Raw genomic sequence first — 24,053 nt, 5'->3', positions numbered from 1 at the left:
CCCCTTGTCGAATCGGCGGTAGCAGATCAGTGTGCGGGCGATGCGGGCGAAGGCGCGGAAGCGGTCGTCCCGGTGTTCGTGCAGGTGGCGCGGGAAACGGCATCCGGCCGACCTCGGACGGTTCGCGGTGACGAACGCTAATGTCACGCCCTGTTCCTAAACTGCCGACATGCACATATCCGAAGCAGAAATGGCCGATTCGGGCGCCGGTGCGGACAGCTCGCCCCGGGTGACGGCAGCGGTGCGGGACTGCCTCGCGCCGTTGCGGGTGTCGGAGGTCTTCGAGCCGGTGGCCGAGCACGTACTGCGCGGTACCGGTCCGGAGGTCCTGGCGGCGCTGCGTGAGCGGCCGACCGGCGCCGACATGATCGCCAAGCCGGACGTCACCTGGTCGGCCGCGCGGGTGAGGGCCGTCACCGACCTGCATCCCGGCTGGTCGCCGCAGGACGCCGAGGCCGCACGGCTCACGGTCTACCGGACCGCGCAGGCCGACGTCCTCGCCCGGTTCGGGCAGGTGCTGCACGCCGCCGGCGACAGGACCCCGGCCTCCGGGGAGCCGTCGTGGCTCCTCGTGCTGGCCGACGACGTGACCCGTGCGTACGGCGCCGCCGGGGCCGACGCCGAGGACGTCCAGCGGCGGTGGGACCCCCGCTTCCTCACCGAGGTCGCCCGGGCCGGCGACGCCCCCGGCCGGACCCCCGTGCACGCCACCCTGTCGGCGCTGCTGTACGCGGACTCACGCCATTGGGCGCACCGTCGGCACCAGCTTCTGGAGAGCGACGCGGGCATCGCGTTCCTCGCCCGGTACGCCGACGAGCTCGCGGACGTCGCCACCGGGCTCGCGGACCACAACCGGAGGTCTGTGCTGCGCCTGTGCGCGCGCAGACCGGAAGCGCACGCGGCACTCGCCGCCGAGCTGGCGGCCGACGCCGACGCGGGCGTCCGCACGGAGGCGCTGGACACCCTGTCCCGGCTCGACGGGCCACGGCAGGTGGCCCTGCTGCGACAGCACCTGCGGACCGCGTCGCCGGACCGCCTGTCGGACCCCCTGGCCCGCCTGGCCGACCTCGACGGCGGTGTCGTGGCGATCGAGGAGGCCCTGGCCGAAGGCGGCGACGGGCCGGAGGACCCGGAACGCGAGCAGCTGCTGCGCCGGGTCGTGTACCGCGTACGGGTGCTGAGAGCGGCGGAGGCCGTCGTCCCCGTGCCGCCCGTCGCCGCGCCCCAGGACGCGGACCTCGCGGAGGAACTGCGGGCCCTGGGGGCCGACGGTCCCGGCGGAGACGACCGTTCCTGGCACGGTGTCGAGGGGCGGCTTTCGCTGATGCCCGACGTCCGCGCCCTGCGGGACGCGTACCGTGCCGCCGGGATGCCCGACGCGGACCGGCGGGCCGCCGCGCTCCTGGTCACCCGCACGACCCACGCCCGCCGAAAGATCGGCGCCTTCCTGACACCTGAGGACGCCGAGCGCTGGTGGCCCCTCTTCGCCGAGCGCCTCGACCTCGCGGACGAGTACCTCGACGGCGGCGACGGAAAGCGGCACCCGGACCAGTCCGCCGTCGACACGACGACGATGATCCTGACGATCCTCGAACGGTTCCCCGCCGCACCCGAAGCCCTGGTCCCGCGCCTGACCTCGCTCGCGCTCGGTGCGAACCGCCACCGCCTGCCGGCCCGGCGGGTGCTCGGCGACCACCCGGGCGCCCGGGCGGCGGCGACGGCCGCGCTGTCGGACGCCGACGCGGGGACCCGCTCGTCCGCCGCGGAGTGGCTCGCGGGGCTGGGCGAGCCGGGAGCGGTGGCGCCGGAGCCCGGCTGGGAGTTCGGCGCGGGGGTGCTGTCCCCGGCGGTGAGGGCCCTGCCCGCGTCGACGCTGTGGTGGCTGGACCGGTTCCGGGAGCAGGCGCTGGACAAGGGGGTTCCGGCGGACGACGTGGACCGGTGGCTCGGGCTGGCCCGCCCGAAGCTGCGGACTGCGCGCGACGGCTCCGGCCCGGCCGTCGGCCGGCTCGGCGGTCCGCTGATGCTCCCGCCGGACGTGCCCACCCCGGCCACGGTGTGGGGCCCCGACAACTCCTACGAGTACCAGCTCATCGCGACGCTCGACCTGGCGGCGATCCCGCCGGGCGCCACCGACCTCCCGCTCCCGCCCGACGGCCACGTACTCCTGTTCGCGAACGTCGAGCTGGACGAAGAGCTCCTGCCGGGCGGCGCCGTGTACGTCCCGGCGGGAACCCCGGTCGAGGAACGGGAGGTCTCGCTCGACTACGAGCCCTACGAGTACGACTCCCCCGAGGCCCTGGACGACGAGCTGCGGCGCACCGGCGACCTGCGGCTGACCCCCGGCGTGGGACTGCCCTCCTGCCCTGTCGGGGACGAGGCCCTCGCCCTGCACCCCCACGCGGAGACGCTGCAGGAGGTCTGGTCCGAGCAGTCCGACGAGGGAGGCGAGTGGCAGATCGGTGGCTACGCCGCGGACTTCGACGGCTACGGGGACCCGGCGCCCGCCTCGGCGTACTCGGAGGAGGACGGGCAATGGCCGGGCCCCGGGGACTGGGTCCTGCTCGCGCAGTGGGTCGGGGTCCCGATGGGGATCCTGTACTGGACCATCCCCCGCCAGGACCTCGAGGCGCGCCGCTTCGACCGCGTCGTCGTGCAGATGTACGCCAACCCCTGACCGGCCCGTCTCCTGGGCGCGCGGCCCACTGCGTACAGGTGGGCCGCGCGCGGTGCCGCGACCGGTACGCCGGTGGCCGCGCGCCGGCCGGGGACGCCTCCGGCGCACCCGCCCCGGTTCAGGCGCCGGGCAGCAGGAGTCGGGGGAAGGCCACCCCCGTCAGGGTTTCGGAGGCCTCCCACAGGCGTCGCGCGACCTCGGCGTCCCGCGCCCTCGCCGAGCGGCCGACCAGCTCCGGTGCCCCGCGCCCCTCCAGGAACCCGCCCGGCCCCGCGTAGCTGTCGCCCGGGACCTCCGCCACGGCCGCGTACAGCGTCGGCAGGGCCCCGTCCTCGTCGCTCTGCGCCAGGAAGCGGACCACGGCCTGCTCCACGAGGTGGCGCACACGCCGCCGCGGGTCGGTCTTCAACAGGTTCGTGGCCGCCAGGCCGGGGTGCGCGGCGGTGGCGGTCACCGGGGAGCCGGCCCGGGTGAGCAGCCTCTGGAGTTCCGAGGTGAACAGGAGGTTGGCCAGTTTGGACTGCGCGTACGCGGCCGTCGCCCGGTACGGCTTGCGCTCCCAGTTGAGGTCCTCGAAGTCGATCGCGCCCGCCTTGTGGCCGTTGGACGAGACCGTGACGACCCGGCCCCGCAGGCGTGGCAGCAGCAGGTTCGTGAGCGCGAAGTGCCCGAGGTGGTTGGTCCCGAACTGCAGCTCGAAACCGTCGGCGGTGCGTGTGAGCGGAGGGAACATCACCCCCGCGTTGTTGACCAGCACGTCGACGGGCTCGGTGAGGTCCTCGGCGAAGGAGCGGACCGAGGCGAGGTCGGCGAGGTCGAGCCGCCGGACCTCGACGTCGCCCGTCATCGCGTCGGCGGCGTCGCGCCCCTTGGTGGCGGTGCGCACGGCGAGCACCACGCGTGCGCCCCTGGCCGCGAGGAGGCGGGCGGCCGCCCGGCCGATGCCGCTGTTCGCGCCGGTGACCACGACCGTGCGCCCCGCCATGGAAGGGATGTCCGAAGCAGAGAATGTTGCCATGGGCTACAAAGTAGTCAGTGAAAACAAAGTAGTCAACGAAAACATGGCCTGCTAGACTCGGGTCCCATGTCAGACCCCAACGAAGAGCGGCCCTACCACCACGGAAACCTCCGGGCCGTCCTGCTCGACGCGGCCGATCGCTGCCTCCGGGAGCGCGGCGCGGACCAGCTGTCGCTGCGCGACCTCGCCCGGGAGGTGGGCGTCAGCCACGCCGCGCCGCGCAGGCACTTCTCCGACCGGCAGGCGCTGCTGGACGCGCTCGCCGAATCCGGGTTCGCCCAGCTGGACACGGCGCTGCGCACCGCTCTGGCGGGCGCGGGGGAGGACTTCCCGGCGCGCGTGCGGGGCGCGACGACGGCCTACACCCGCTTCGCGACCGAGAACGCCGCGCTCCTGGAACTGATGTACTCCAGCAAGCACCGGCCGGGGGCGACGCGGGTCATCGAGGCGGCCGAGGCGCCGTTCGGCCTGATGGCCGACCTGATCGAACAGGGGCAGGACGAGGGGGCGCTCCGGGCGGGCGACCCCGAGCGGATCGGGCTCGTCCTGTTCGCGACCCTCCAGGGCATCGCCTCGATCATCAACGGCAACTTCGTCGGACCGGACATGCTCGACGCACTCGTGGAGACCGCCGTCGAGCAGTTCCTCTCCGGGAACCGTCCGGTGGAGTGAGACGATCACCCGAAGCGACCACGCGGTCTCCCACGGTGCGCAAGCATGGAGTGGCACGTCAGCCGCACCGACGAGGAGAACACCGTGTCCCAGCTGCCCGAGAACCTGCGCTACACCGACGACCACCTCTGGGTGCGCGTGGACGGAGACACCGTGACGACCGGCCTGACCGCCCACGGGCAGGAGCTGCTCAGCGAGATCGTCCTCGTGGAGCTCCCCGAGGTCGGGGACGAGGTACAGGTCGGCGGCACGGCCGGGGGAGTGGAGTCGGTCAAGGCCTACAACGACCTCTACGCCTCCGTGGCGGGCGAGGTCGTCGCGGTGAACGAGGCGCTCGTCGAGGAGCCCGGTCTGGTCAACGAGGACCCCTACGGGGACGGATGGATCTACAGGCTCAGGCCCTCCGACCCCGGAGCGGTCGACGAACTGCTGGACGCCGCGGTCTACCGGGCGACCATCGACCAGTGACCCGCACCCGGCGGCCGACCGGGTCGGCCGCCGAACGCGGTGCCGTGCCGTGGTTCGGCACGAGGACGACGCGGGGGCGCATGCCCCGCGCACGGAGCTCGCCGGTCACCTGCCGGAGCCCGAGAGGCCGCCGGTCCACGGCGTGAAGTGGGCCGGATCCGCCGCACGGGCGGGGCGCCGGTGCTCAGGGGCGCGGTGTCCGGGCCGTGCGCGCGAAGGGGGCGGCGTATCAGTACTCAGTCGAAGTCCTCCGCGTACACCACACCTCCGCCGAACAGGCCGGCCTCACGCAACCGGTTCTGAGCCTCCCGGGCCATGTGCGGGCCCAGGTCCTCGTCCTCCGACAGGCCGTGGTCGGCACGGAAGGCCGCTTCCAGCTCGGGGGTCATGGCCGGGTGGACGTCGAACTCGTGGATGGTCATGGTGTCAGCCTAGACCGGGGAAGCCCGCCGAGCGCTCAAGCGCCGGACCTCCGTCGGTCCCCGCCGTCACCGCACCGGTCTCCGTGGTCGGGCGAAGGCAAGGGGCCGGCCGGTCCGGGCGAAGTGTGCCATGAATCTGAGCTTCCGGCGGCGGCTCCGGCGTCGGTTGATCCACTTCCTCTCCTCTGTTGTCGGGGGCGGGCCGTTCGTGCTGTGGCGCGGGCGGCCCGCCGTCGTTTCGGGGATGAGGTCCGGGGGAGTGTCCGCCCGGGACTGTGCGGGTGATCGACCCGCCGTACGGGCACGACGGGTTCCTGATCGAGGTAGACCGGGTGGCCGGGCCGGTCCGCGAACTCCTGGCGGACGGGGACCGAGGCCGGGACAGGGCGCCCTGTCCCGGCCTCCCACGACCTCAGGAGACCCCGGATCCTCCCGGGCCGGAGTCCTCGGACAGCAGCTCGGTCGACTCCTCGTCCAGCCGCAGGTGGTTGACGGCCATCAGGTCGGTGAGCTGGTCGGTGTTGCGTGCGCTGGCCAGGACCGACGCCACGGCCGGCCGGTCCGACAGCCACGACAGCGCGACCGAGGCCGGGGAGACGCCGTTGCGGGCCGCGACCGCGTCCAGGGCCCCCAGGACCAGCTCGGCGCGCGGGTCGTCCAGGTAGGCGCGGGCCGTGCCCGCGCGCGGGCTGTCGACCTCCGCACCGCCCCGCCGGTACTTGCCGGTGAGGAACCCGCGGGCCAGGCCGAAGTAGGGCAGCAGGGACAGGCCGCGCTCCAGGGCCAGGGGCACCAGGTCCTCCTCGACCCCGCGCTCCATCAGGTTGTAGTGGGGCTGCACGCACACCGGGGCGTGGAGCCCCTGGTCGGCGCAGATGTCCAGCCACTCGCGGATGCGCCCGGGGCTGTGGTTGGACAGGCCGATGTACCGGATACGGCCGTCGTCCACCAGCTCGGAGAACGCCCGCGCGCTCTCCGCGAGCGGGGTCCCGGGGTCGTCGTGGTGCGCGTAGTAGAGGTCGATCACCTCCACGCCGAGCCGGGCCCGGGAGGCGTCCACGGCAGCGTGGACGTTGGCGGCGGACAGGCCCGGGAACTCCGGGTGCCCGCTGACCTTGGTCGCGAGGACCAGGCCCTCGGGGCGGCCGCGCGCCGCCAGCCAGCGGCCGATGACCGTCTCGGACTCTCCTCCGCTGTTCCCCTCGACCCAGGCGGAGTAGGAGTCGGCAGTGTCGACGAAGTTGCCGCCCCCGGCGACGAACGTGTCGAGGACCTTGAAGGAAGTGCTCTCGTCGGCGGTCCAGCCGAAGACGTTCCCGCCCAGGCACAGGGGGGATACGCGCAGGTCGGTGCGGCCGAGAGGGCGAAGCCGTACGTCGTTCATGCTCACCGTGTTCCGTCGGGTGTGTGGTGCCGCGGACAGGTTAGGCCAGAGCGGGGCGCCGGGCCACCGTTTCCCGGAGAGTGCGCGGGGCTGCCCCGGCCGCCGTGACGGCGCGCCCCGCCACGCGCGGTCCCGGCCGGGTGTCCGGCCCCACCCGGGCCGGAACCGGTCGCGCACGGCCGGCCCGCGTCACCGGACCCCCGGGTTGGCGGGGGTCTGGAGGACCAGCTCCTCCTCCCGCTCGGGAAGGTAGTGCACCGTCAGCACCCGTCCCACCTGCACGCTCACGACCGAGGACGCGGGAAGGACCTTCACGACGGCCGCGTGGAAGAGGCTTCCGTCCGGGCGGGTCACCCCCAGCCCGATCTCCATCTCCGGGTTGCCGTTGAGCAGGCGCCCGGTCGGCCGCACCGAGGAGACGACCCCCTGCGCCCGCACACCGCGCGCCGCGATGTCCAGGTTGCGTTCCGTCGTCAGACCCGCGCGCACCATCACCGCGTTGTAGGCCGCCTGCACCAGGGCCGGGTCCTCCCCGCGGTCCAGGGAGACCACCCCGGGCCGGTCGTGCAGGTACCGGACCGGCAGCACCGTACCCGGGACCAGTTCGGCCACCTGGGTGATGTCGACGACGTGCTTGGCCACCGCGGAGAACCGGTGCCCCTCCGGCGTCTCGACGTCCATGCTGATCGCCAGCTGGGGCTGGTCGTTGACGCTCAACCCGGTACGGGCCACCCCGGTGACGGTCCCGATCCCGACGGGGGCGTCGGCCGCCTCCTTGCGGCCCAACCCGCCTCCGAGTCCGCCGAGCGCCGAAGCGACCCCCAGCATCGGCAGCGTGGTGCCCAGCATCACCAGCGCCCCGATCGGCGCCCACATGTTGCGCAGCCACGGGCTGACGAACGCGTCCGGGGGCGCGGTCACCCCCGCCCACACGTACCAGCCGACCAGGCCGAGCGCCGCGACCGTCTCGACGAGCACCACCGAACGAACCACCGACCTGCCCATGGATGCCTCCCTCTCACGCTCTCGATGTCCACCGGGACCCATCAGACCCCGCCGCCGCGTCCTACCGATCCCAGGTTCGGACCTGCCGTCGACCGGAGGGGCCGGGCCGGTACCCTCGTCCTGTGCCAGCGACTCCCCTCGGGACGCTCCAGCCCCGGTCCCAGGTCATCGACCGGGCCTGGCGAGCGCTCGGCCCCGGACTGGAACCGCTCAGCGGCCCCGGCGGCGCCCCGCTCACCCGCGCCGTCAAACTCCTCGTCCTCCCGCTCGTCCTGCGCCCCGTCCTGCGCCCGGAACTCGCCGGGGACCTCCTCACCGACGAGGCCGCCGACCTGGCCGCCGGCCTCCTGCGCGGGGACGGGCCGCGACTGGCGGCCGCCGCGGGCTGGTTCACGCTGCTCAAGCGGGTCCGCCGGGCCCTGCGCGTGGTCGGGGGCAACCCGCAGGACCTGTACTTCCAGCGCTGCTACGAGCTCGCCGCCGAGCACGGGGCCCCGCGGCCCCCCGACGCGGAGGAGGTCGCGCGGAAGGTCGTCCTGGAGCTGGCCGCGCGCGACGGCGGGCGCACCGTCGAAGCCCTCAAGGCCCACCTGCGCGATCCCGCGACGGAGAGGTCGGTCGCCCAGGCGCTGTCCCGCGCCTGGGGAGCACGCCCCGTACCCGCCGCCCCCGGCGCCGTCCCCGAGGCGGACGCCCTCTCCCTCGCGGACACCGTCCTGGACGGGTGCGCACCGGCCGACCGGGGCGCCTCCGGGAAGCGCGGCGCCCCCGGCGGCGCCTTCCCCGCCGACGGCCACGTCCCCCGGTACCGGGAGCAGGAGTGCGGGACGGACCTCCGGGACCCCGGTGACACCGCGGAGAGCGCCCTCGCCGCCCTGGTCGGGGGCGGCCACGGCACGCGTCTGGGGTCGGCGCTGTGGGCCGCCGGTCCGGCCTCCGCCTGGGGACCCGAAGGCGTACCGCCCCACCTGGGCCTGAGCGCCGACCCCCCGCCGCCGCGCCCCGGCGTGGGGAGCACGGCGTCCACCGCGACCCTGCCGGCGCCCCTGGACCGCACCCTCTACGAGAGGGTCTTCACCGTCCTGAGGGCGCCCGGACACCACGATCTGCCGCCGGTCCCCGAGCTCGTCGCCGCCGAGACCGCGCGCAGCTGCTCGCCGCTCGGCCTGTCCGACGAGTCGCTGCGCGTGGCGCTCCTGGTCGGAGGACGCCTCGCCGCGGGGCTCGACCCGCTCGGCACCGCCCCGGGTCCCACGCGCGCGCACCGCGCCATCGACCGCCGCTGGCGCCGCGAGTCCTCCGTGGCGCGCGCCCGGCGCATGACCGTGTCGCCCTTCGACGCCCCGAGCGCCCACGGCACGGGGGGCGGGGCTCCCGGCGCCGGTCCCCCGGACGGCGGGGCGCCGGGGACGGGGCCGGCCCCCACGCAACCCCCGGCCCCCACCGGCCCCCCGGCCTCCGGGGAGGACCTTCTCACCGACCTCGGCCGCTCCCTGCGGACCCCGTGGATCGCCTACACCCGCCGCCTGTGGGCCCGCCTGCACGGCCGCGACGCCCACGCGGCCGGGATCGACGGCACCGCCGAGCTGTGGTCCCTCCTCGACGGCGTCTCCTACTCCGTGCTCATGGACCACCGGGCCCGCGTGCGCGCGGCCCTGCGGACGCTGACCGACACCACCTCCGGGAGCGCGGCATGACCTGGATCGAGGTGAGGGCGGAGGAGGACGGCGTGAGCGTGGCCGTCGAGGACCGCCTGAGCGTCCCCGAGTTCGGCCGGTCCGTCCTCGACGCGGCCGGCGCGCTCCTCACCTGGCCCGACATCGCCGGGCCGGGCGCGGTCGCCACCGGGGTCCCCCCGGGAACCGCCCTCTCCGATGCGCGGGAGGGGGCCGCCGCGTCCGGGGCCGCCCCGTTCGGCGGCCCCCGTCCCGACCTCCTCCCCGACGCCCTGGTGGAGTCCGCGCCCGAGGCCCAGACGTGGCTGTGGGCCGTCTACGGGGCCGGGGCGGCGCGCGCCGTGGCGGCCTGCGCGAGCGGCCGGGCGCACGCCCTGCGGGTCGCCGCGGAGCCGGGTGCGCTCGCGCGGGACCTGCACCGGCTGGCCACGGGGCACTGGGCGTCCCGCTGGTGGCCCGCCTCCCACCTGGACGGCGTTCCCGCCCTCGACGCCGACCTGCTCGGCCTGGAGCTGGCCGCGCTCACCCACCGGTGCCAGCAGGTGTGGGACCCGGACGCGGACCCCGCCGCCGACCTGGTCCTCGAACACCGCGCGGGCGTCCGGCCGCTGCTCGACCTGTGGCACGCCCGGCCGGGCGCCGTCTCCGACGTCCTCCGGTCCGTGCGGGCGGTGGCCGACGACGCGGGGCTCGACGTCGACGGTCTCGCCGGACCCGACGACCCCGGGGGCCGGGGCGGCTCCGGCCCCGCCGGGTGGACGGCCCCCGCGGGCGGTGCCGTCCCCCGTCGGCCGGGCGCCCTCCCGCAGGACCACGCCCTCGCCGCCGGCGGCGCCGCGGGGCCGCCCCCCGGCGCCAGGGTGATGGGACGGGGGACGGGGACCAACGACTGGTGCCGGTACCCGCCCGGGTTCGTGGACGCCTCCGAGGACGCCGTCACCTGGACCGCCTTCGCCCACGGCTCCCGGCGCGCGGTCCTGGTGGAGGCGGTTGCGGGGGAGGTTCGCCCCGCCCCCGGCGTGCGGCCGGTCGCGGAGGTCCGGGTCGGCGCCACCGCCCCCGTGCGGGTGCGCTGCGAGCGCGCGGGGGACGCCTGGACCGCCCTCGTGGACACCGCCCTGCCGGACACGGCCGCCCCCTCCCCGGACGTCCAGGTGGTCCTGCCGGGGTTCGACCCCGGACCGCAGGACCCCGCCCGCGCCCGCCGGACCCGTGAGGGGCTGCGCGCGCTGGCCCGCCGCCGCCTCGCCGCGGCCGGGGGCGCCACCGGACCGGACGGAGCGGGAGCGGGGGAGGGGTTCGGCCCCGCGCCCTTCCTCGCCGAGATCGTCGCGGCCCACACGGAGGAGGACTTCTGACATGGCCCACCCCCACGACCCCTCCCGCACCCCGGCCGGGGCCGCTCCCGCCGACCCCCTCGACCCGTCCCACGCCTCCGCCGGGGACGCCCCCGAGGACCGACCCATGGGCTTCGGGGAACCCTTCGACTCGGGGCTGGCCCACAGCGAGGCACTCCTCGCCGGGAGGGAGCTCGCCGCCGCCGAGGACGTCCTCCTCCAGCTCCTCGACGCGGCCGAACGCCTCCCGGACAGCCCCGACGTGCGGTTCCTGCGGGGACTGCTGCTCACGGACGTGGGCATGGTCCGCTCCGAGCGCGGCGCACCGGGCGACGGGGTCCCCGCCCTGGACGGCGCGCTCGTCCTCCTGCGCGCCGTGGAGCCCCACGCCACCGGCCCCCGCGGCCGCCCCCTGTGGCTGTCCATCCTCCTCAAGGCCCTCCTGGAACGCGCCGAGGCCGCCCGCAGGTCGGGCGACCACCGCACCGCGCACACCCTGCTGGACGAGGCCGACCTCAGGGCCGGGGAACCGTGCGACGACGGCGCCCGCCGGGCCGAACTCGCCGACTCCCGGGCGCGCCTGCTCATGGAGCGCGGCGACTGGGGCGCGGCCGAGGAGCTCCTCACCGCCGCCCTGGCCACCGCCCCCGAGGGACCGGCCCCCTACCTGCTGACGTCCATGGGCCTGCTCCTGGCGAGCACCGGCCGGCCCGAGCAGGCCGAGGACCACCTGGACCGCGCGGCCGAGCGCTTCCGCGCGCTCGACCCCGCCGGAGCCGAACCGGCCTTCCTCACAGGCCACCGGGGGTTCGCCGCCGTGCGCCGGGGCGACCTCGACGCGGCCGAACGCCTCTACCGCACGGCCTCCGTCGCCCTCGAACGCCAGGGCGACCACGTGTCCCTGGCGGTGTGCGAACAGGCCCGCTCGCTGATCGCGCAGGCCAGGGGATCGGCCGACGCCGCCCGCGAGCTGGCCGCCTCCTCCCTGTCCCGCTTCGAGGACCTCGGGGTGCGCCTGGCGGCGGCGGACGGCCTCGTCGTGACCGCCCGGCAGGCGTTCGAGGCGGGGGACCACCTCGCGATGAAGGACATGTGCGAGCGGGCCCGCGCCGTCTTCGAGGAGATGGGCGCCTACGAGCGGTGCGCCCAGACCGACTTCCTCGTCGCCCGGGCCGTGGACGGGCTGCTGCGGGCGGGCCGCTTCGAGGGGCACGAGCGGGAGGCCCTGGACTCCGCACTGGCCCTGGCGCTCCCCGCGTCCCTCGCCCTGGAGTCCATGCGGGCCGACTTCGCCACCGGGCACGCCCGCGACCAGTGGTCGGCGCTCTCGCGGAGCGCCGTCCGCCTCGTCTTCGAGCTGGCCCTGCTGCGCCGGGACCAGGGGCTGCTGTTCGAGCTGGTGGAGTTCCGCTGCGCCGGCGCCCCCCTGGCACCCGCGCCCGCGGCGGAGGGGGCCTTCCCGGGGCCGGGGGCCAGAGGACCCCTCGCCCCTCCGGACCCGGAGGGACCGGACCTGTCCCCCTCCGGAGGGGGAGCCGTGGACGTCTCCCTCGCAGCCGGGGGAGGGCAGGACCCGGGCGCCCGGGGCGCCGACGGGGTGAGGGTCGAGCTGCCGCCCCGCGTCCTGATGGGGGAGGGCACCGACCGCACCGCGCTCCAGGAGTACGTCGTCGCGGCCGAGGGCCGGTACCGGCGCAGGGTGACCTCCGACCGGACCGTCGTTGCCACCGCCGGGCCGTCCCCCTCGTTCCCGTATCCGGTGCCGACCGTGCTGGTGCGGCTCGCGGACGCCGGGGACCTGTACATGACCTGGCGGTGGACGCTCGGCGCCCAGGGCTTCGGCACCGGGTACGCACCCGGGGACGACGCCGACGCGGTGACGGCCGAACTCGCCGCCGCGCTCCCCGGACCCGGAGAGGACGTGGCCGCGGCCCTCGCCGACGGGGCCATGACCGACCCCGCGCGGGAGCGGGACCTCGCCGCCCGGCTGGCGTCGGTCCTGTGGCCGGCCGAGCTCACCGACCAGATCCGCCAGGTGGGGGAGGGGACGGGCGTCCGCCCGCTGGTGCGGGTGCAGCCGTCCCCGCGCACCGGCCAGGTGCCCTGGGAACTCCTGGCCGTGGACGGCGGCCGGCGGCTGCTCGACCTGGCGGACGTGGTGCTGGCGGTGCCGCTCGCCCTCGGGGCGCCGACCGACGTCCAACCCGCCCCAACCGCTCTACCCGGAACACCGCCCCCACCGGCGGCGTCCGGGGCGCCCGGCCGTCACGGGCCGGGGGAGCACGGGGCCGCCCCGCCCCCCGACCCGGCCGCGCCCACGGGCCGCACCGCCACCGCCCCCGCCGTCCTCGTCCTCGACCCCCGGGTCCCGGGCTTCCGCGCGGACTCACCGCTCGGGTCGGTCCTGGGAAGACCGGGCACCGACCCCGACCTGCTGGCCCTGGTCCGCGCCCACCGGGACGCGGGCGACATGCTGCCCGCGGTCTCCGCCCCGGAGGAGGCCCTGCGCCGCACCGACCAGGACCGGGAGTGGCTGGGACGCGCCCTGCGATCGGGCGCCCGCCGCCTGCTCTACGTCGGCCACGTCACGTCCGCCCCGGTGGAGGGCGGCCAGAGCGAGGACGCCCGCCTGCACCTGTGCTGCGGCCCCGAAACCGAGGGGCACGCCGAGGTCGTCCGCTCCCACCGGCCGCTCTCCGCCAAGGACCTGCTCACGGGCGGCGCCGACGGCCGCCCCGGGGCCGAGCTCTGGCCCTCGCCTCCCCGGGTGGGGCTCATCGCGTGCGAGAGCGGCGCGGACGCCCGCTTCACCGAGTCCTTCGGGCTGGCGTCGGCCGTGCTCCGCAACGGCGCGGACCTGGTCACCTCCGCCCGGTGGGTGCTGCCCACCAACCTCGCCCTGCACCGCTTCGGGAGGGTGCCCCCCGACGAGCGCCCCCTGTCCGCGCTGGTGGCGGCGGTGGACGCCGCCCACGACGCGCCCGACCCCGTGCGTGCGCTGGCCGATTGGCAGCGCACCCGGCTGGACCGCTGGCGCACGGCAGGGGACCCCTCCGCGACCCCGCTGATGTGGGCCGCCCTGGTCACCGCCACCGCCGAGCCGCCCCGGAGCCGCTGACCCGGAGAACACCCCGCCCCGCCGGACCGGCGCCCGCCCGTGCTCCTGCCGCCCCTCCGGGGCCCCCGTCCGCCCGACCGTCCCCACCCGTGAAAGGCGATCCGCCGTGAACGCACCCCGCCCGCTGTTCGACGCCCACCTGCACATCGTCGACGCCCACCTGCACATCGTCGACACCCGCTTCCCGCTGGTGGCCAACGGCGGCTACCTGCCCGCGGAGTTCACCGCCGAGCACTACCGGCGGCGCGTGGCGGACCTGGGGGTGGTGGGCGGGGCGGTCGTCTCCGGATCCTTCCAGGCCTTCGACCAGGGCTACCTCCTGGACGCCCTGGAGCGGCTGGGACCCGGGTTCGTCGGCGTCACCCAGATCCCCCACGACACCCCCGACGCCCGCATCGCCGAACTCGCCGCCAAGGGGGTGCGCGCGGTCCGGTTCAACCTGCGCCGGGGCGGTTCGGAGGGCGCCGAGCACCTGGAGGCCCTCGCCCGGCGTGTGCACGCCGTGGCCGGGATGCACACCGAGCTCTACGTCGACGCCCGCGACCTGGGGCGGATCGCCGACACCGTGGCCGCGCTCCCGGCGGTGAGCGTGGACCACCTGGGCCTGCACGCCGACGGTCTTCCGGACCTGCTCCGCCTGGTGGAGCGGGGGGTGCGGGTCAAGGCCACCGGTTTCGGGCGCGTGGACCTGGACCCGGTGGCGGCGATGCGCGCGGTGCTGGAGGTCGACCCGTCCGCGCTGATGGTCGGCTCCGACCTGCCCTCCACCCGCGCGCGACGGCCGTTCGAGGACACCGACCTGGACCTGGTCTCCCGGGCCGCCGGGGAGCACCTGGACGCGGTGCTCCACGACAACGCCGCCGCCTTCTACCGCGTGGGGAGCCCGGGGGAGCGGCCGTCCCGGCCCCTCTGACCCGGCTCCGCGGAGGCGGCCGGGGGCCCGGGCCCCCGGCTTCTCCCGCGAGGGCCCGCTTTCGCCGGCCCCGGGACGGGCTGTCCCGGCCGAGCCACCCGAGGAGTTCCCCGTCGCCACCACCACGTGACCCCGAGGCGTCGGGACCGGCTGCAAGTACAAGGTCACCGGGGGCCGGGGCGCGCGCCGGACCGGCCTCCGACCGGCTCACCGCGCCCGGACGGCGTCCGACCCGAGGAAGGCGAGCACGAGCGTGACGACCCGCTCGGGGAACTGGTCGTGCGGGTAGTGCCCCGCGCCCTCGATCATCTCCAGGCGTCCGAGGCCGGACGGCAGGGCGTCGACGATCGCCGTCCCCTCGGCGTGCGGGTCGGCCCAGTCGGGGTCGAGCGTGCCCATCACGACCAGGACCGGGCAGCGGACGTCGCCGAGGTGCGCGCCGGCGTCGGCCGGGGCGCTGCGGCCCATGTTCTGCAGGGCCTTCATCCGGCCAGGCTCGCGCAGCATGGAGTCGATGCGGTCGAGCCGCTCGGCCCAGTGGTCCGGCTTGGCGCCGGGGTAGGCCACGTCGAGGTAGGAGCGCCAGAGCGGCACGCTGCCGAGCACTGCCGCGCCGAGCAGCCGCAGCATGCCCTGCCGGAAGCGCCTCACCCGCAGGTCACTGAGGCCGATCGTCTGCTCGCGGGTGAACGGCGCCAGCTCGACGACCGCGGTGACCAGCGAGGGCTCCTGTGCCGCGGCGATGGTGGCGGCCCCGCCGGAGAACGAGTGGCCGACGAGCACGGCCGGGCCGCCCAGGTGGCGGATCACGGCGAGCAGGTCCGCGGCGACGGCGGTGCGGCTCCATTCCGGCCAGTCGACGCCGGACTCCCCGCTGCCGCGCATGTCCACGGCGGCGACCCGGTAGCCCGCCGCCACCAGCGGCGGGACCACGGCGCGGTAGGCGGCGCGGCTGTCGCCCATGCCGTGCGCGAGGACGACCAGCGGCCCGGTGCCCGACACCTCGTAGGCGATCGTGCCGCCGTCGACGGCGAGGTACTCGGTCATGGCATCCCCCAAGTGGCTAAGTGTGTTAGCTAAAAGCTAATGGCATTAGCCAGCCTTGTCAACGGCGTGTCCGCCGGGGGATCCGCGTCCCCGGCGGCACGCGGGACCGCCCGTGCCGTCGCGCGGGGGCGGCGCCGACCGCAGGGCGGAGCGCGGAGCCCCCGCCGCGTCCACATCCCGCACCCGCACCCGAACGCACCCGTGCCCCCGCCCGAGCCGGGCGGGGGCACGGGACCGGGGTCAGACGCCGTGGAGGGACCCGCGCGCCTCCGCGTAGGCGCGCCGTACGAGGGGCGCGTCGACGGGCTCCAGCTCGGCGCCCTCGCCGAGGTCCCAGACCGGCGGCTCGGCGGTGCCCGCCAGTGCCCAGGCCGCCTGGCGGGCCGCGCCGACCGCGACGTACTCGGCGGGCGGCGGCACCGCCACCGGGACCCCCAGGACCGTCGCCGCGACCTCGCGGACCGCGGCCGACCGGGCGGCCCCGCCCACGAGCAGGACCCGCCCGACCGGCACGCCGGTGCGGGTCATGGCGGACAGGCCGTCGGCCAGCCCGCACAGCATCCCCTCCACCGCCGCGCGCGCGACGTTCTCCGGCCGCATGTTGGCCCGCCGCAGCCCGTGCAGGGAACCGGCGGCGTCGGGCAGCACCGGTGTGCGCTCGCCGTCCAGGTAGGGCAGGAGCACGACCCCCTCCGCGCCCGGTTCGGCGGCCAGCGCGAGCGCGTCCAGCCCGGCCAGGTCCACGCCGAGCATCGCCGCGGTAGCCCCGAGGACCCGCGCCGCGTTCAGCGTGCACACGAGCGGCAGGTACCGCCCGGTCGCGTCGGCGAACCCGTTGACGATCCCGTCCGGGTCCCGGCTCGGCCCCTCGCTCACCGCGAACACGGTCCCGCTGGTCCCCAGGGACACCACGGCGTCGCCCGGCCGCAGCCCCAGCCCCAGGGCGGCGCCCATGTTGTCACCGGTCCCGGGGGCGATCACCGCGCCCGACGGAGTGTGCCCCACGACCTCGGAGGGCCCGGCCACCCGGGGCGCCTCCAGTTCGCGTCCGAACGCTTTGGCCATCAGGTCGGTGCGGTAGGACCCCTCGGCCGGCGACCAGTACCCGGTGCCCGAGGCGTCGCCCCGGTCGGTGACGGGGTCGGCCCCGCCGCCGGCCAGCCGCCAGGTCAGCCAGTCGTGGGGGAGCATCACGCGGGTCGTGCGGGCGGCGTTCTCCGGCTCGCGCTCGGCCAGCCAGCGCAGCTTGCTGACGGTGAGGCTGGCGTTGGGCACGTTGCCCACGGCCCCGGCCCACTCCGCGGGCCCGCCCAGTTCGCCGATCAGGTCCAGGGCCGCCTGAGCCGAGCGGGTGTCGTTCCACAGCAGGGCCGGGCGGACGACCCCGCCGTCCGCGTCCACGGCGATCATGCCGTGCTGCTGTCCGGCGACGGCGACCGCCGCCACGTCGTCGAGCAGGCCCGAGGAGGCCTCCTCCAGGGCGGTCCACCACTCGCGGGGATGGACCTCGGTTCCGTCGGGGTGCGGTGCGCGGGCCTCGCGCACCACCGCTCCGCCGTCGGCGTCGCAGACCACGATCTTGCAGGACTGGGTCGAGCTGTCGATTCCGGCGACCAGTGCCATGTCGGCTCCGTGAGGGTGAGGGGGTGGGTGTTCGGAGGGTGGCGGTTCGGAGTGGGAGGAGGGTTCGGCGCGCGGGCCGGTGCGTGGAGGGGAACGGCCGGGGCGGGCCCGCCGGCGGCTCAGAGGACCGCCGCCTCGATGAGCGTTCGCGCCGTCGTGGTGTCGGTGACGAGGGAGGACACCACACCGGTCTTGAGCACGGAGTGGATCGCCTGCGCCTTGCCGGCGCCTCCGGCGACCGCGACGACCTCGGGCACGTCGCGCAGCTGCTCCAGGGTGATGGCGATGATCCGCGAGGTCAGCTCCGGTGCGGTCGGTGTGCCGTGGACGTCCACGGTCCGGGCGCACACCTCGGCCTGCACACCGTCGCGTTCGAGGGCGGCGCCCTCGGCCGGGGAGAGGGCGTCCCGGACCAGGGACAGGGTCGGTGACCAGGATCCGATGGCGACCACCGCCTTGTCCAGCTCCGTGTAGCGCTGCATCGCCCCGGCCACCTGGGGCTGGGCGCGCAGGGCGTCGGCGGTCGCGGGGTCGGAGACCACGAGCGGGGCGTAGATGGGGTAGGCCGGGCCGCGCGCCAGGCTGGCGACCCGCCGGACCAGCTCCACCGAGTTCTCCTCCACGCCGCCGGGGAGCACGCCGGTCAGCTGCACGACCGTGCACCGGGGCAGCTCGTCCAGCGCCAGCGTCATCGCGTTGAGCGTGCGCGAGCAGGCCAGACCCAGGGTGTCGTCCTCCTCCAGGATCTCGGTGAGGTACTCGGCCGCGATCCGCCCCAGGCCGCGGTGCATGGCGCCGCCCTCGCCGGGGTCGACGACCGCGATCGCCTGGTGCAGCCCGTAGGCGGTCCGCAGCTGGTGGGAGAGGTCGGTGTCGACCTCGGTGGGCTCGGCGATCTCGATGCGCACGATGCCCGCCGCGCGCGCGTCGTCGAGGATGCGCGCGACCTTGAACCGGCTGATCCCGAAGTCCTCGGCGATGCGGATCTTCGACTCCCCGGCGATGTAGTACCTGCGCGCGATGGCGGTGGCGCGGATCAGTTCCGCCGGTCGGAACGCGGGTTTCATCGACATCCTCCAGGGGTTCGCTCATATGAGCATGCTGACGCTCATTATTGCATCCCGTCTTGACCCGTGATGCCAGTCACAACTTAAATGAGCCGCACGTTGCTCATCTGCTCAGGAGTCTGCTCATCTGAGCAGACCCGTGGCGGCCTGACACCCCCACGGGACACGGCTCCCCGCAACCCGGGCCGCCCCCCAGGAGGAAGAACATGCTCACACGCACGACGCGGCGCGGACTTCCCGCCGTGGCCGCCGCCACCGGCCTGGCGCTCCTCGCCACCGCTTGCGCCGGCGCGGGAGGCGGCGGCTCCGACGGGGAGCGCGTCGTCACCGTCGCCACGGTGGCCAACCCCCAGATGGACGACATCCAGGCCCTCGCGGACGAGTTCAACGCCTCGCACCCCGGCATCACCGTCGACTTCGTCGTCCTGCCCGAGAACCAGCTCCGCGACCGCGTCACCCAGGACATCGCCACCCGGGGCGGCCAGTACGACGTGGTCACCGTGGGCACCTACGAGGTGCCCATCTGGGCGGAGAACGGCTGGATCCTCGGCCTCGACGAGTACGCCTCCGACCCCGACTACGACATCGACGACATCATCCCGACCGTGCGCTCCGCCCTCTCCCACGAGGACCGGATGTACGGGGCGCCCTTCTACGGCGAGTCGTCGCTGCTGATGTACCGCGAGGACCTGTTCGAGGAGGCGGGCCTGGAGATGCCCGACGAGCCGACCTGGGAGGACGTCGCCGCCTTCGCGGAGGAGCTGGACGACCCCGAGGGCGGCGTCTCCGGGATCTGCCTGCGCGGCGTCCCCGGCTGGGGAGAGCTCCTCGCCCCGCTCAACACGGTCATCCTCACCCACGGCGGCCGGTGGTACGACGAGGACTGGAACGCGCACCTGGACTCCCCCGAGGTCGAGGAGGCCGTCCGGACCTACGTCGACCTGGTGGGCGGGTACGGGCAGCCCGGGGCGCCCAACGCCGGGTTCACCGAGTGCCTGACCACCATGGCCCAGGGCGACGCCGCCATGTTCTACGACTCCACCGTCGCAGCGGGCAACCTGGAGGACCCCGACTCCAGCAGCGTCGCCGGCGACATCGGCTACGCCTCCGCCCCGGTCGCCCGGACCGAGCACGCGGGCTGGCTGTGGGCATGGGCGCTGTCGATCCCCACGACCTCCACCGACCCCGGGGCCGCCTGGGAGTTCGTCTCCTGGGCCACGTCCCGCGAGTACCACCGCCTGGTCGGGGAGCGCCTCGGCTGGGAGCGCGTGCCGCCCGGCGCCCGCGTCTCGACCTACGACATCCCCGAGTACCGGGAGGCGGCCGAGGCCTTCGCCGGTCCCACCTACGAGGCCATCGGCAACGTCGACGTGGAGCGGCCCGGCCTGCACCCGCAGCCGTGGACCGGCGTCCAGTACGTCGCCATCCCCGAGTTCCAGGACCTGGGCACCCGCGTCTCCCAGGAGATCTCCGCGGCCATCGCCGGACAGCAGTCCGTCGAGGAGGCGCTGCGCAAGTCCCAGGAGTACGCGGAGGAGACGGCCCTGTCCGGCGGCTACCGCGACTGAACCGGGTCCGGGCCACCCCGGCCGCACCACACCGCCACCGCCACGACACCTTCGAGGAAGCCCATGACCGCTCAGACCACGCCGGACACGGCGCGGCGCGGGCCCACCACGCGCGAACCCGCGCGGGGGGAGCGCTGGATACGCCGGACCCCGCTGCTGCCGGGCCTGCTGTTCGTCATCGCGATGACGCAGATCCCGTTCCTGTTCACCGTCTACTACAGCTTCCAGGACAGCAACCTGCTGCGGCCGGACTCCGGCTCCTTCGCCGGGATCGCCAACTACGGCCGGGTCCTGGGGGACCCGCTCTTCCGCAACGCCGTCGCGAACACGGTCGTCCTGACCGCCGGCGCCGTCCTGCTCTCCCTGGCCCTCGGGCTGGCGCTCGCGGTCCTCCTCGACCGCTCCTTCCCCGGCCGAGGGGTCGTGCGCACCCTCCTGATCACACCGTTCCTGGTCATGCCCGTCGCCGCGGCACTGCTGTGGAAGACGTCCGTGTACCACCCCGTCTACGGACTGCTCAACTGGGCGCTGTCCCCGTTCGGGATCGAGGCGGACTGGGTCAACGACTTCCCGCTGCTGTCCGTCGTCATGGTCCTCACCTGGCAGTGGACGCCGTTCATGATGCTCATCATGCTCGCCGGCCTGCAGAGCCAGTCGCCGGAGGTGCTGGAGGCGGCGCGCGTCGACGGCGCCCGGCCCCTCGCCGTCTTCCGACGCATCACCTTCCCGCACCTGCGCCGCTTCGTGGAGCTGGCGCTGCTGCTCGGCACGATCTACATCGTCCAGACCTTCGACGCCGTCTACATGATCACCCAGGGAGGCCCCGGCCAGGCCAGCACCAACCTGCCCTACTTCATCTACCTGCAGGCCTTCCGCGCCTTCGACGTGGGCGAGGCCGCGGCCGCCGGGGTCATCGTGGTGGCCGCCACCCTGGTCGTCGCCATGTTCGCCCTGCGGGTGGTCTCCAGCCTCTTCGAGGAGGAGTCGTGACAAGCGTGACCGAGGCGCCGGCCCCCGCCGCAGCCCCCGAGGCGGGGCCCGCCCCCCGCAGGCGCCGACGCCGGCCGCTCCGCCCCGCCGCGGGCCTGCTCGCCTGGGCCGTGGGACTGCTGTTCTTCTTCCCGGTCCTGTGGATGTTCCTCACCGGGTTCAAACAGGAGTCGCAGGCCTCCACCGACCCGCCGACCCTCTTCTTCCGACCCACCCTGGACCAGTACGCCGCCGTGCTCGGCCGCGACTTCGTGCCGTACCTGCTCAACTCGCTCCAGGCCTCGGTCCTGTCCACGCTCCTGGCCGTCGTCCTGGGCCTCCCGGCCGCCTACGCGCTCTCACTGGTGCGCATCCCCCAGTGGCGGGACTCGCTGTTCTTCTTCCTGTCCACCAAGCTGCTGCCGCCGGTGGCCATGATCCTGCCGCTCTACGTCATCGCCCAGAACCTCGGCGCCCTGGACGACGCCCGCACCCTCACCCTCGTGTACACGGCCATGAACATGCCGATCGCGGTGTGGATGATCCGCTCCTTCCTGGTCGAACTGCCCAAGGAGGTGCTGGAGGCCGCCCGGATGGACGGCGCGCCCAGGCTCACCGAGATGCGGCGCGTCATCCTGCCGATGATCGCGCCCGGACTGGCCGCGACCGCCCTGATCTGCTTCATCTTCGCCTGGAACGAGTTCTTCTTCGCCGTCAACCTCACCGCCACCCGAGCCGCCACCGTGCCCGTGTTCCTCGTCGGCTTCATCAGCGGCGAGGGGCTGTTCTGGGCCCGCCTGTCCGCCGCCTCCACCATGGCGGCCCTGCCCGTGATCATCGCCGGATGGACCGCCCAGCGCTGGCTGGTCCGCGGCCTCTCCCTAGGAGCTGTGAAGTAATGCGTGCACTCGTCGTCAGCGAACCCGGCCACTTCTCCCTCGAGCGGGTGGAGGACCCCGCTCCCGGCCCCCGCGAGGTGGTCGTCGCCCCCTCCGCCGTGGGCGTCTGCGGCACCGACCTGCACATCATCGACGGGGAGTTCGCCCCCACGCCCTACCCGATCGTCCCCGGCCACGAGTTCGCGGGAACGGTCGTCGCGCTCGGATCGGAGGTCACCGGCCTGGCCGTGGACGACCGCGTGGCCGTCGACCCCTCCCTGTTCTGCGGCGCGTGCTCCAAGTGCGTCGTCGGCCGGGGGAACCTGTGCGAGAGCTGGAACGCCATCGGCGTCACCGGCCCCGGGGCCTGCGCCGAACTCGCCGTCGCCCCCGCCGCGTCCTGCTACCCGATCCCCGAGCACATGCCCTTCTCCCACGGCGCGCTCATCGAGCCCCTGTCCTGCGCGGTGCACGGCTTCGACCTGCTCCCGGGCCGGGTCGGGGAGCACTACCTCGTGTACGGGGCGGGAACCATGGGCCTGCTGATGGCCCAGCTCGCGCGTTCCGCCGGGGCCGCGAGCGTGTCCGTCGTGGACCCCAACAAGGACCGGCTGGCGGTGGCCGCCTCCCTCGGCACCGACGCCGTCGCCCCCGGCCCCGACGAGCTCGACCGCCGCGACTGGGAGGTCGTCGTCGACTGCACCGGCGTGGTCGCCGCCATCGAGGACGGGCTGACCCGCGTCGCCCGGGGCGGCACCTTCCAGGTGTTCGGGGTGGCGCCGGCCGAGGCCACCGCGTCCTTCTCGCCGTTCCGCGTCTACAACGACGAGATCACCGTCGTGGGCAGTATGGCCGTCCTGCACAGCTACGGGCGGGCGGTGGACCTCATGGCCAAGGGCGTGGTCGACGCCGACGCCATGGTCACCGACACCTTCGCCCTGGACGGCTTCGGCGACGCCGTCGACGCCTTCCGGGCGGGCCGTGGCCGCAAGCTCCAGATCAACCCCCAGCTGTAGAGGAGGGATCCGCCGTGGCATCGGTCGGTTTCGAGAAGGCCACCCACTTCTACCCGGGCACGGAGGCGCCCGCCGTCGACGAGCTGAGCCTGGAGGTGGAGGACGGGGAGTTCCTGGTGCTCGTGGGTCCCTCCGGGTGCGGGAAGTCCACCTCGCTGAGGATGCTCGCGGGGCTGGAGGAGGTGGACTCGGGGACCATCCGCATCGGGGGCGAGGACGTCACCGACAGCAGCCCGCTGGAGCGCGACATCGCGATGGTCTTCCAGTCCTACGCGCTCTACCCGCACATGTCGGTGGCGCAGAACATGGGGTTCGCCCTGGAGATGGCCAAGGTCGCCAGGCCGGAGCGGGAGCGCAGGGTCCTGGAGGCCGCCCGGCTCCTGGACCTGGAGCCCCTGCTGCACCGCAGGCCCAAGGCGCTCTCCGGGGGGCAGCGCCAGCGCGTCGCGATGGGGCGCGCGATCGTGCGCGAGCCCCGGGTGTTCCTCATGGACGAGCCCCTGTCCAACCTGGACGCCCAGCTGCGCGTGTCCACCCGCACGCAGATCGCCGCGCTCCAGAAGCGGCTGGGCGTGACCACCGTCTACGTCACCCACGACCAGGTCGAGGCGATGACCATGGGCGACCGGGTGGCGGTGCTCAAGGACGGGGTGCTCCAGCAGTGCGACAGCCCCGTGCGGCTGTACGAGCACCCCGCCAACGCCTTCGTCGCCGGGTTCATCGGCTCCCCGGCGATGAACCTGAGGGAGTTCCCCCTGAGCCGGGAGGGGGTCCGGGTCGGCGACGCCGCCCTGCCGCTCACCCCAGGCCAACGGCGCAGGCTCGCCGACGAGGGCGCGTCCTCCGCGCTGCTGGGCTTTCGCCCCGAGGCGGTCGACCTGGTGGGGGAGGGCGAGGGGTTCGCGATGGAGGTGGGCCTGGTCGAACACCTGGGCGCCGACTGCTACCTGTACGGCGGCCTCCCCGGGCATCCGGCCGACGGCGATCTGGTGGTGCGGGTGGCGCCGCACGCGGCTCCGGCGGCGGGTGGGACCGTGCGCCTGGGCGTGCGCCCCGGACGGGTGCACGTGTTCTCGCCGGGAACGGGGGAGCGCCTGGACGGCTGAGCGCCCCGCCGCCGCCCGGCCTCCGGGCGGCGGCGGGCTCCACGGTCCGGACGACGCCCCCTCATGCGCGGGCGGCCCCTCCCGGTGGC

At 75.1% G+C, this 24,053-nt stretch carries 19 protein-coding genes; 12 read left to right on the top strand and 7 right to left on the bottom strand.

The window, feature by feature from the left end; all coding sequences use genetic code 11:
* Positions 1-169 precede the first annotated feature (169 nt).
* Positions 170-2,677 carry a DUF1963 domain-containing protein gene (locus tag OUQ99_RS20785; RefSeq protein WP_267945461.1) on the top strand — a complete coding sequence of 836 codons (2,508 nt, stop codon included), beginning with the start codon at positions 170-172 and terminating at the stop codon, positions 2,675-2,677.
* Positions 2,678-2,795: 118 nt separating this feature from the next.
* Here OUQ99_RS20785 and OUQ99_RS20780 read toward each other — a convergent pair whose 3' ends face one another.
* Positions 2,796-3,695: an oxidoreductase gene (locus tag OUQ99_RS20780; protein WP_267945460.1), complete on the bottom strand. Its 900-nt coding sequence runs from the start codon at positions 3,693-3,695 to the stop codon at positions 2,796-2,798.
* 66 nt (positions 3,696-3,761) lie between these two features.
* Between OUQ99_RS20780 and OUQ99_RS20775 the strand changes: the two genes are divergently transcribed.
* Entirely contained in the window at positions 3,762-4,367 is a 606-nt protein-coding gene (locus tag OUQ99_RS20775; protein WP_267945459.1) for a TetR/AcrR family transcriptional regulator, read from the top strand.
* Positions 4,368-4,412: 45 nt separating this feature from the next.
* Positions 4,413-4,835 (top strand): glycine cleavage system protein GcvH, encoded by a 423-nt coding sequence (gene gcvH / locus OUQ99_RS20770; RefSeq protein WP_267945458.1) that lies wholly within the window; start codon positions 4,413-4,415, stop codon positions 4,833-4,835.
* A 236-nt stretch (positions 4,836-5,071) separates the two neighbouring features.
* Here gcvH and OUQ99_RS20765 read toward each other — a convergent pair whose 3' ends face one another.
* The 3 genes from OUQ99_RS20765 to OUQ99_RS20755 all read right to left on the bottom strand — a co-directional run bounded on the left by OUQ99_RS20765 (position 5,072) and on the right by OUQ99_RS20755 (position 7,646).
* On the bottom strand, positions 5,072-5,257 hold the full coding sequence (locus tag OUQ99_RS20765) for a hypothetical protein (RefSeq protein ID WP_267945457.1): 186 nt from the start codon (positions 5,255-5,257) through the stop codon (positions 5,072-5,074).
* 412 nt (positions 5,258-5,669) lie between these two features.
* The gene (locus tag OUQ99_RS20760; RefSeq protein ID WP_267945456.1) at positions 5,670-6,641 is read right to left on the bottom strand and encodes an aldo/keto reductase; all 972 of its coding nucleotides are present in this window, start codon (positions 6,639-6,641) and stop codon (positions 5,670-5,672) included.
* A gap of 189 nt (positions 6,642-6,830) precedes the next feature.
* Positions 6,831-7,646, bottom strand: coding sequence for a hypothetical protein (locus tag OUQ99_RS20755; RefSeq protein ID WP_267945455.1), 816 nt, complete (start codon positions 7,644-7,646; stop codon positions 6,831-6,833).
* Positions 7,647-7,768: 122 nt separating this feature from the next.
* Here OUQ99_RS20755 and OUQ99_RS20750 point away from each other — a divergent pair, with 122 nt between their 5' ends.
* The 4 genes from OUQ99_RS20750 to OUQ99_RS20735 all read left to right on the top strand — a co-directional run bounded on the left by OUQ99_RS20750 (position 7,769) and on the right by OUQ99_RS20735 (position 14,690).
* On the top strand, positions 7,769-9,343 hold the full coding sequence (locus OUQ99_RS20750) for a hypothetical protein (RefSeq protein WP_267945454.1): 1,575 nt from the start codon (positions 7,769-7,771) through the stop codon (positions 9,341-9,343).
* A complete protein-coding gene (locus OUQ99_RS20745) occupies positions 9,340-10,680 on the top strand; it encodes a hypothetical protein (RefSeq protein ID WP_267945453.1) in 1,341 nt (446 codons plus the stop codon). The genes OUQ99_RS20750 and OUQ99_RS20745 overlap by 4 nt, the downstream gene beginning before the upstream one ends.
* Before the next feature lies 1 nt (position 10,681).
* Positions 10,682-13,777, top strand: a complete 3,096-nt coding sequence (locus tag OUQ99_RS20740) for a CHAT domain-containing protein (protein ID WP_267945452.1) — start codon at positions 10,682-10,684, stop codon at positions 13,775-13,777.
* A gap of 106 nt (positions 13,778-13,883) precedes the next feature.
* Complete coding sequence (locus OUQ99_RS20735; protein WP_267945451.1) at positions 13,884-14,690, top strand: amidohydrolase family protein; 807 nt, start codon at positions 13,884-13,886, stop codon at positions 14,688-14,690.
* A gap of 207 nt (positions 14,691-14,897) precedes the next feature.
* Here OUQ99_RS20735 and OUQ99_RS20730 read toward each other — a convergent pair whose 3' ends face one another.
* From OUQ99_RS20730 to OUQ99_RS20720, 3 genes are all read right to left on the bottom strand, one after another.
* Positions 14,898-15,737, bottom strand: coding sequence for an alpha/beta fold hydrolase (locus tag OUQ99_RS20730; RefSeq protein WP_267945450.1), 840 nt, complete (start codon positions 15,735-15,737; stop codon positions 14,898-14,900).
* A gap of 240 nt (positions 15,738-15,977) precedes the next feature.
* Positions 15,978-17,360, bottom strand: a complete 1,383-nt coding sequence (xylB, locus tag OUQ99_RS20725; protein ID WP_267945449.1) for a xylulokinase — start codon at positions 17,358-17,360, stop codon at positions 15,978-15,980.
* Positions 17,361-17,479: 119 nt separating this feature from the next.
* Entirely contained in the window at positions 17,480-18,427 is a 948-nt protein-coding gene (locus tag OUQ99_RS20720) for a sugar-binding transcriptional regulator (protein WP_267945448.1), read from the bottom strand.
* A gap of 206 nt (positions 18,428-18,633) precedes the next feature.
* Here OUQ99_RS20720 and OUQ99_RS20715 point away from each other — a divergent pair, with 206 nt between their 5' ends.
* From OUQ99_RS20715 to OUQ99_RS20695, 5 genes are all read left to right on the top strand, one after another.
* On the top strand, positions 18,634-19,995 hold the full coding sequence (locus OUQ99_RS20715) for an ABC transporter substrate-binding protein (protein ID WP_267945447.1): 1,362 nt from the start codon (positions 18,634-18,636) through the stop codon (positions 19,993-19,995).
* 63 nt (positions 19,996-20,058) lie between these two features.
* Positions 20,059-20,985: a carbohydrate ABC transporter permease gene (locus OUQ99_RS20710; RefSeq protein WP_267945446.1), complete on the top strand. Its 927-nt coding sequence runs from the start codon at positions 20,059-20,061 to the stop codon at positions 20,983-20,985.
* Positions 20,982-21,863, top strand: a complete 882-nt coding sequence (locus OUQ99_RS20705; protein WP_431061432.1) for a carbohydrate ABC transporter permease — start codon at positions 20,982-20,984, stop codon at positions 21,861-21,863. Before OUQ99_RS20710 ends, OUQ99_RS20705 begins: the two co-directional genes overlap by 4 nt.
* Positions 21,863-22,858: a zinc-dependent alcohol dehydrogenase family protein gene (locus OUQ99_RS20700; RefSeq protein WP_267945445.1), complete on the top strand. Its 996-nt coding sequence runs from the start codon at positions 21,863-21,865 to the stop codon at positions 22,856-22,858. Before OUQ99_RS20705 ends, OUQ99_RS20700 begins: the two co-directional genes overlap by 1 nt.
* A gap of 14 nt (positions 22,859-22,872) precedes the next feature.
* Entirely contained in the window at positions 22,873-23,964 is a 1,092-nt protein-coding gene (locus OUQ99_RS20695) for an ABC transporter ATP-binding protein (protein WP_267945444.1), read from the top strand.
* Positions 23,965-24,053 lie beyond the last annotated feature (89 nt).

The sequence above is a fragment of the Streptomonospora nanhaiensis genome, assembly GCF_026642255.1.
GTDB classification, from domain to species: domain Bacteria; phylum Actinomycetota; class Actinomycetes; order Streptosporangiales; family Streptosporangiaceae; genus Nocardiopsis; species Nocardiopsis tropica.
Note: the sequence above shows the minus strand (reverse complement) of the source record. Positions and strands in the feature narration are given on the sequence as shown.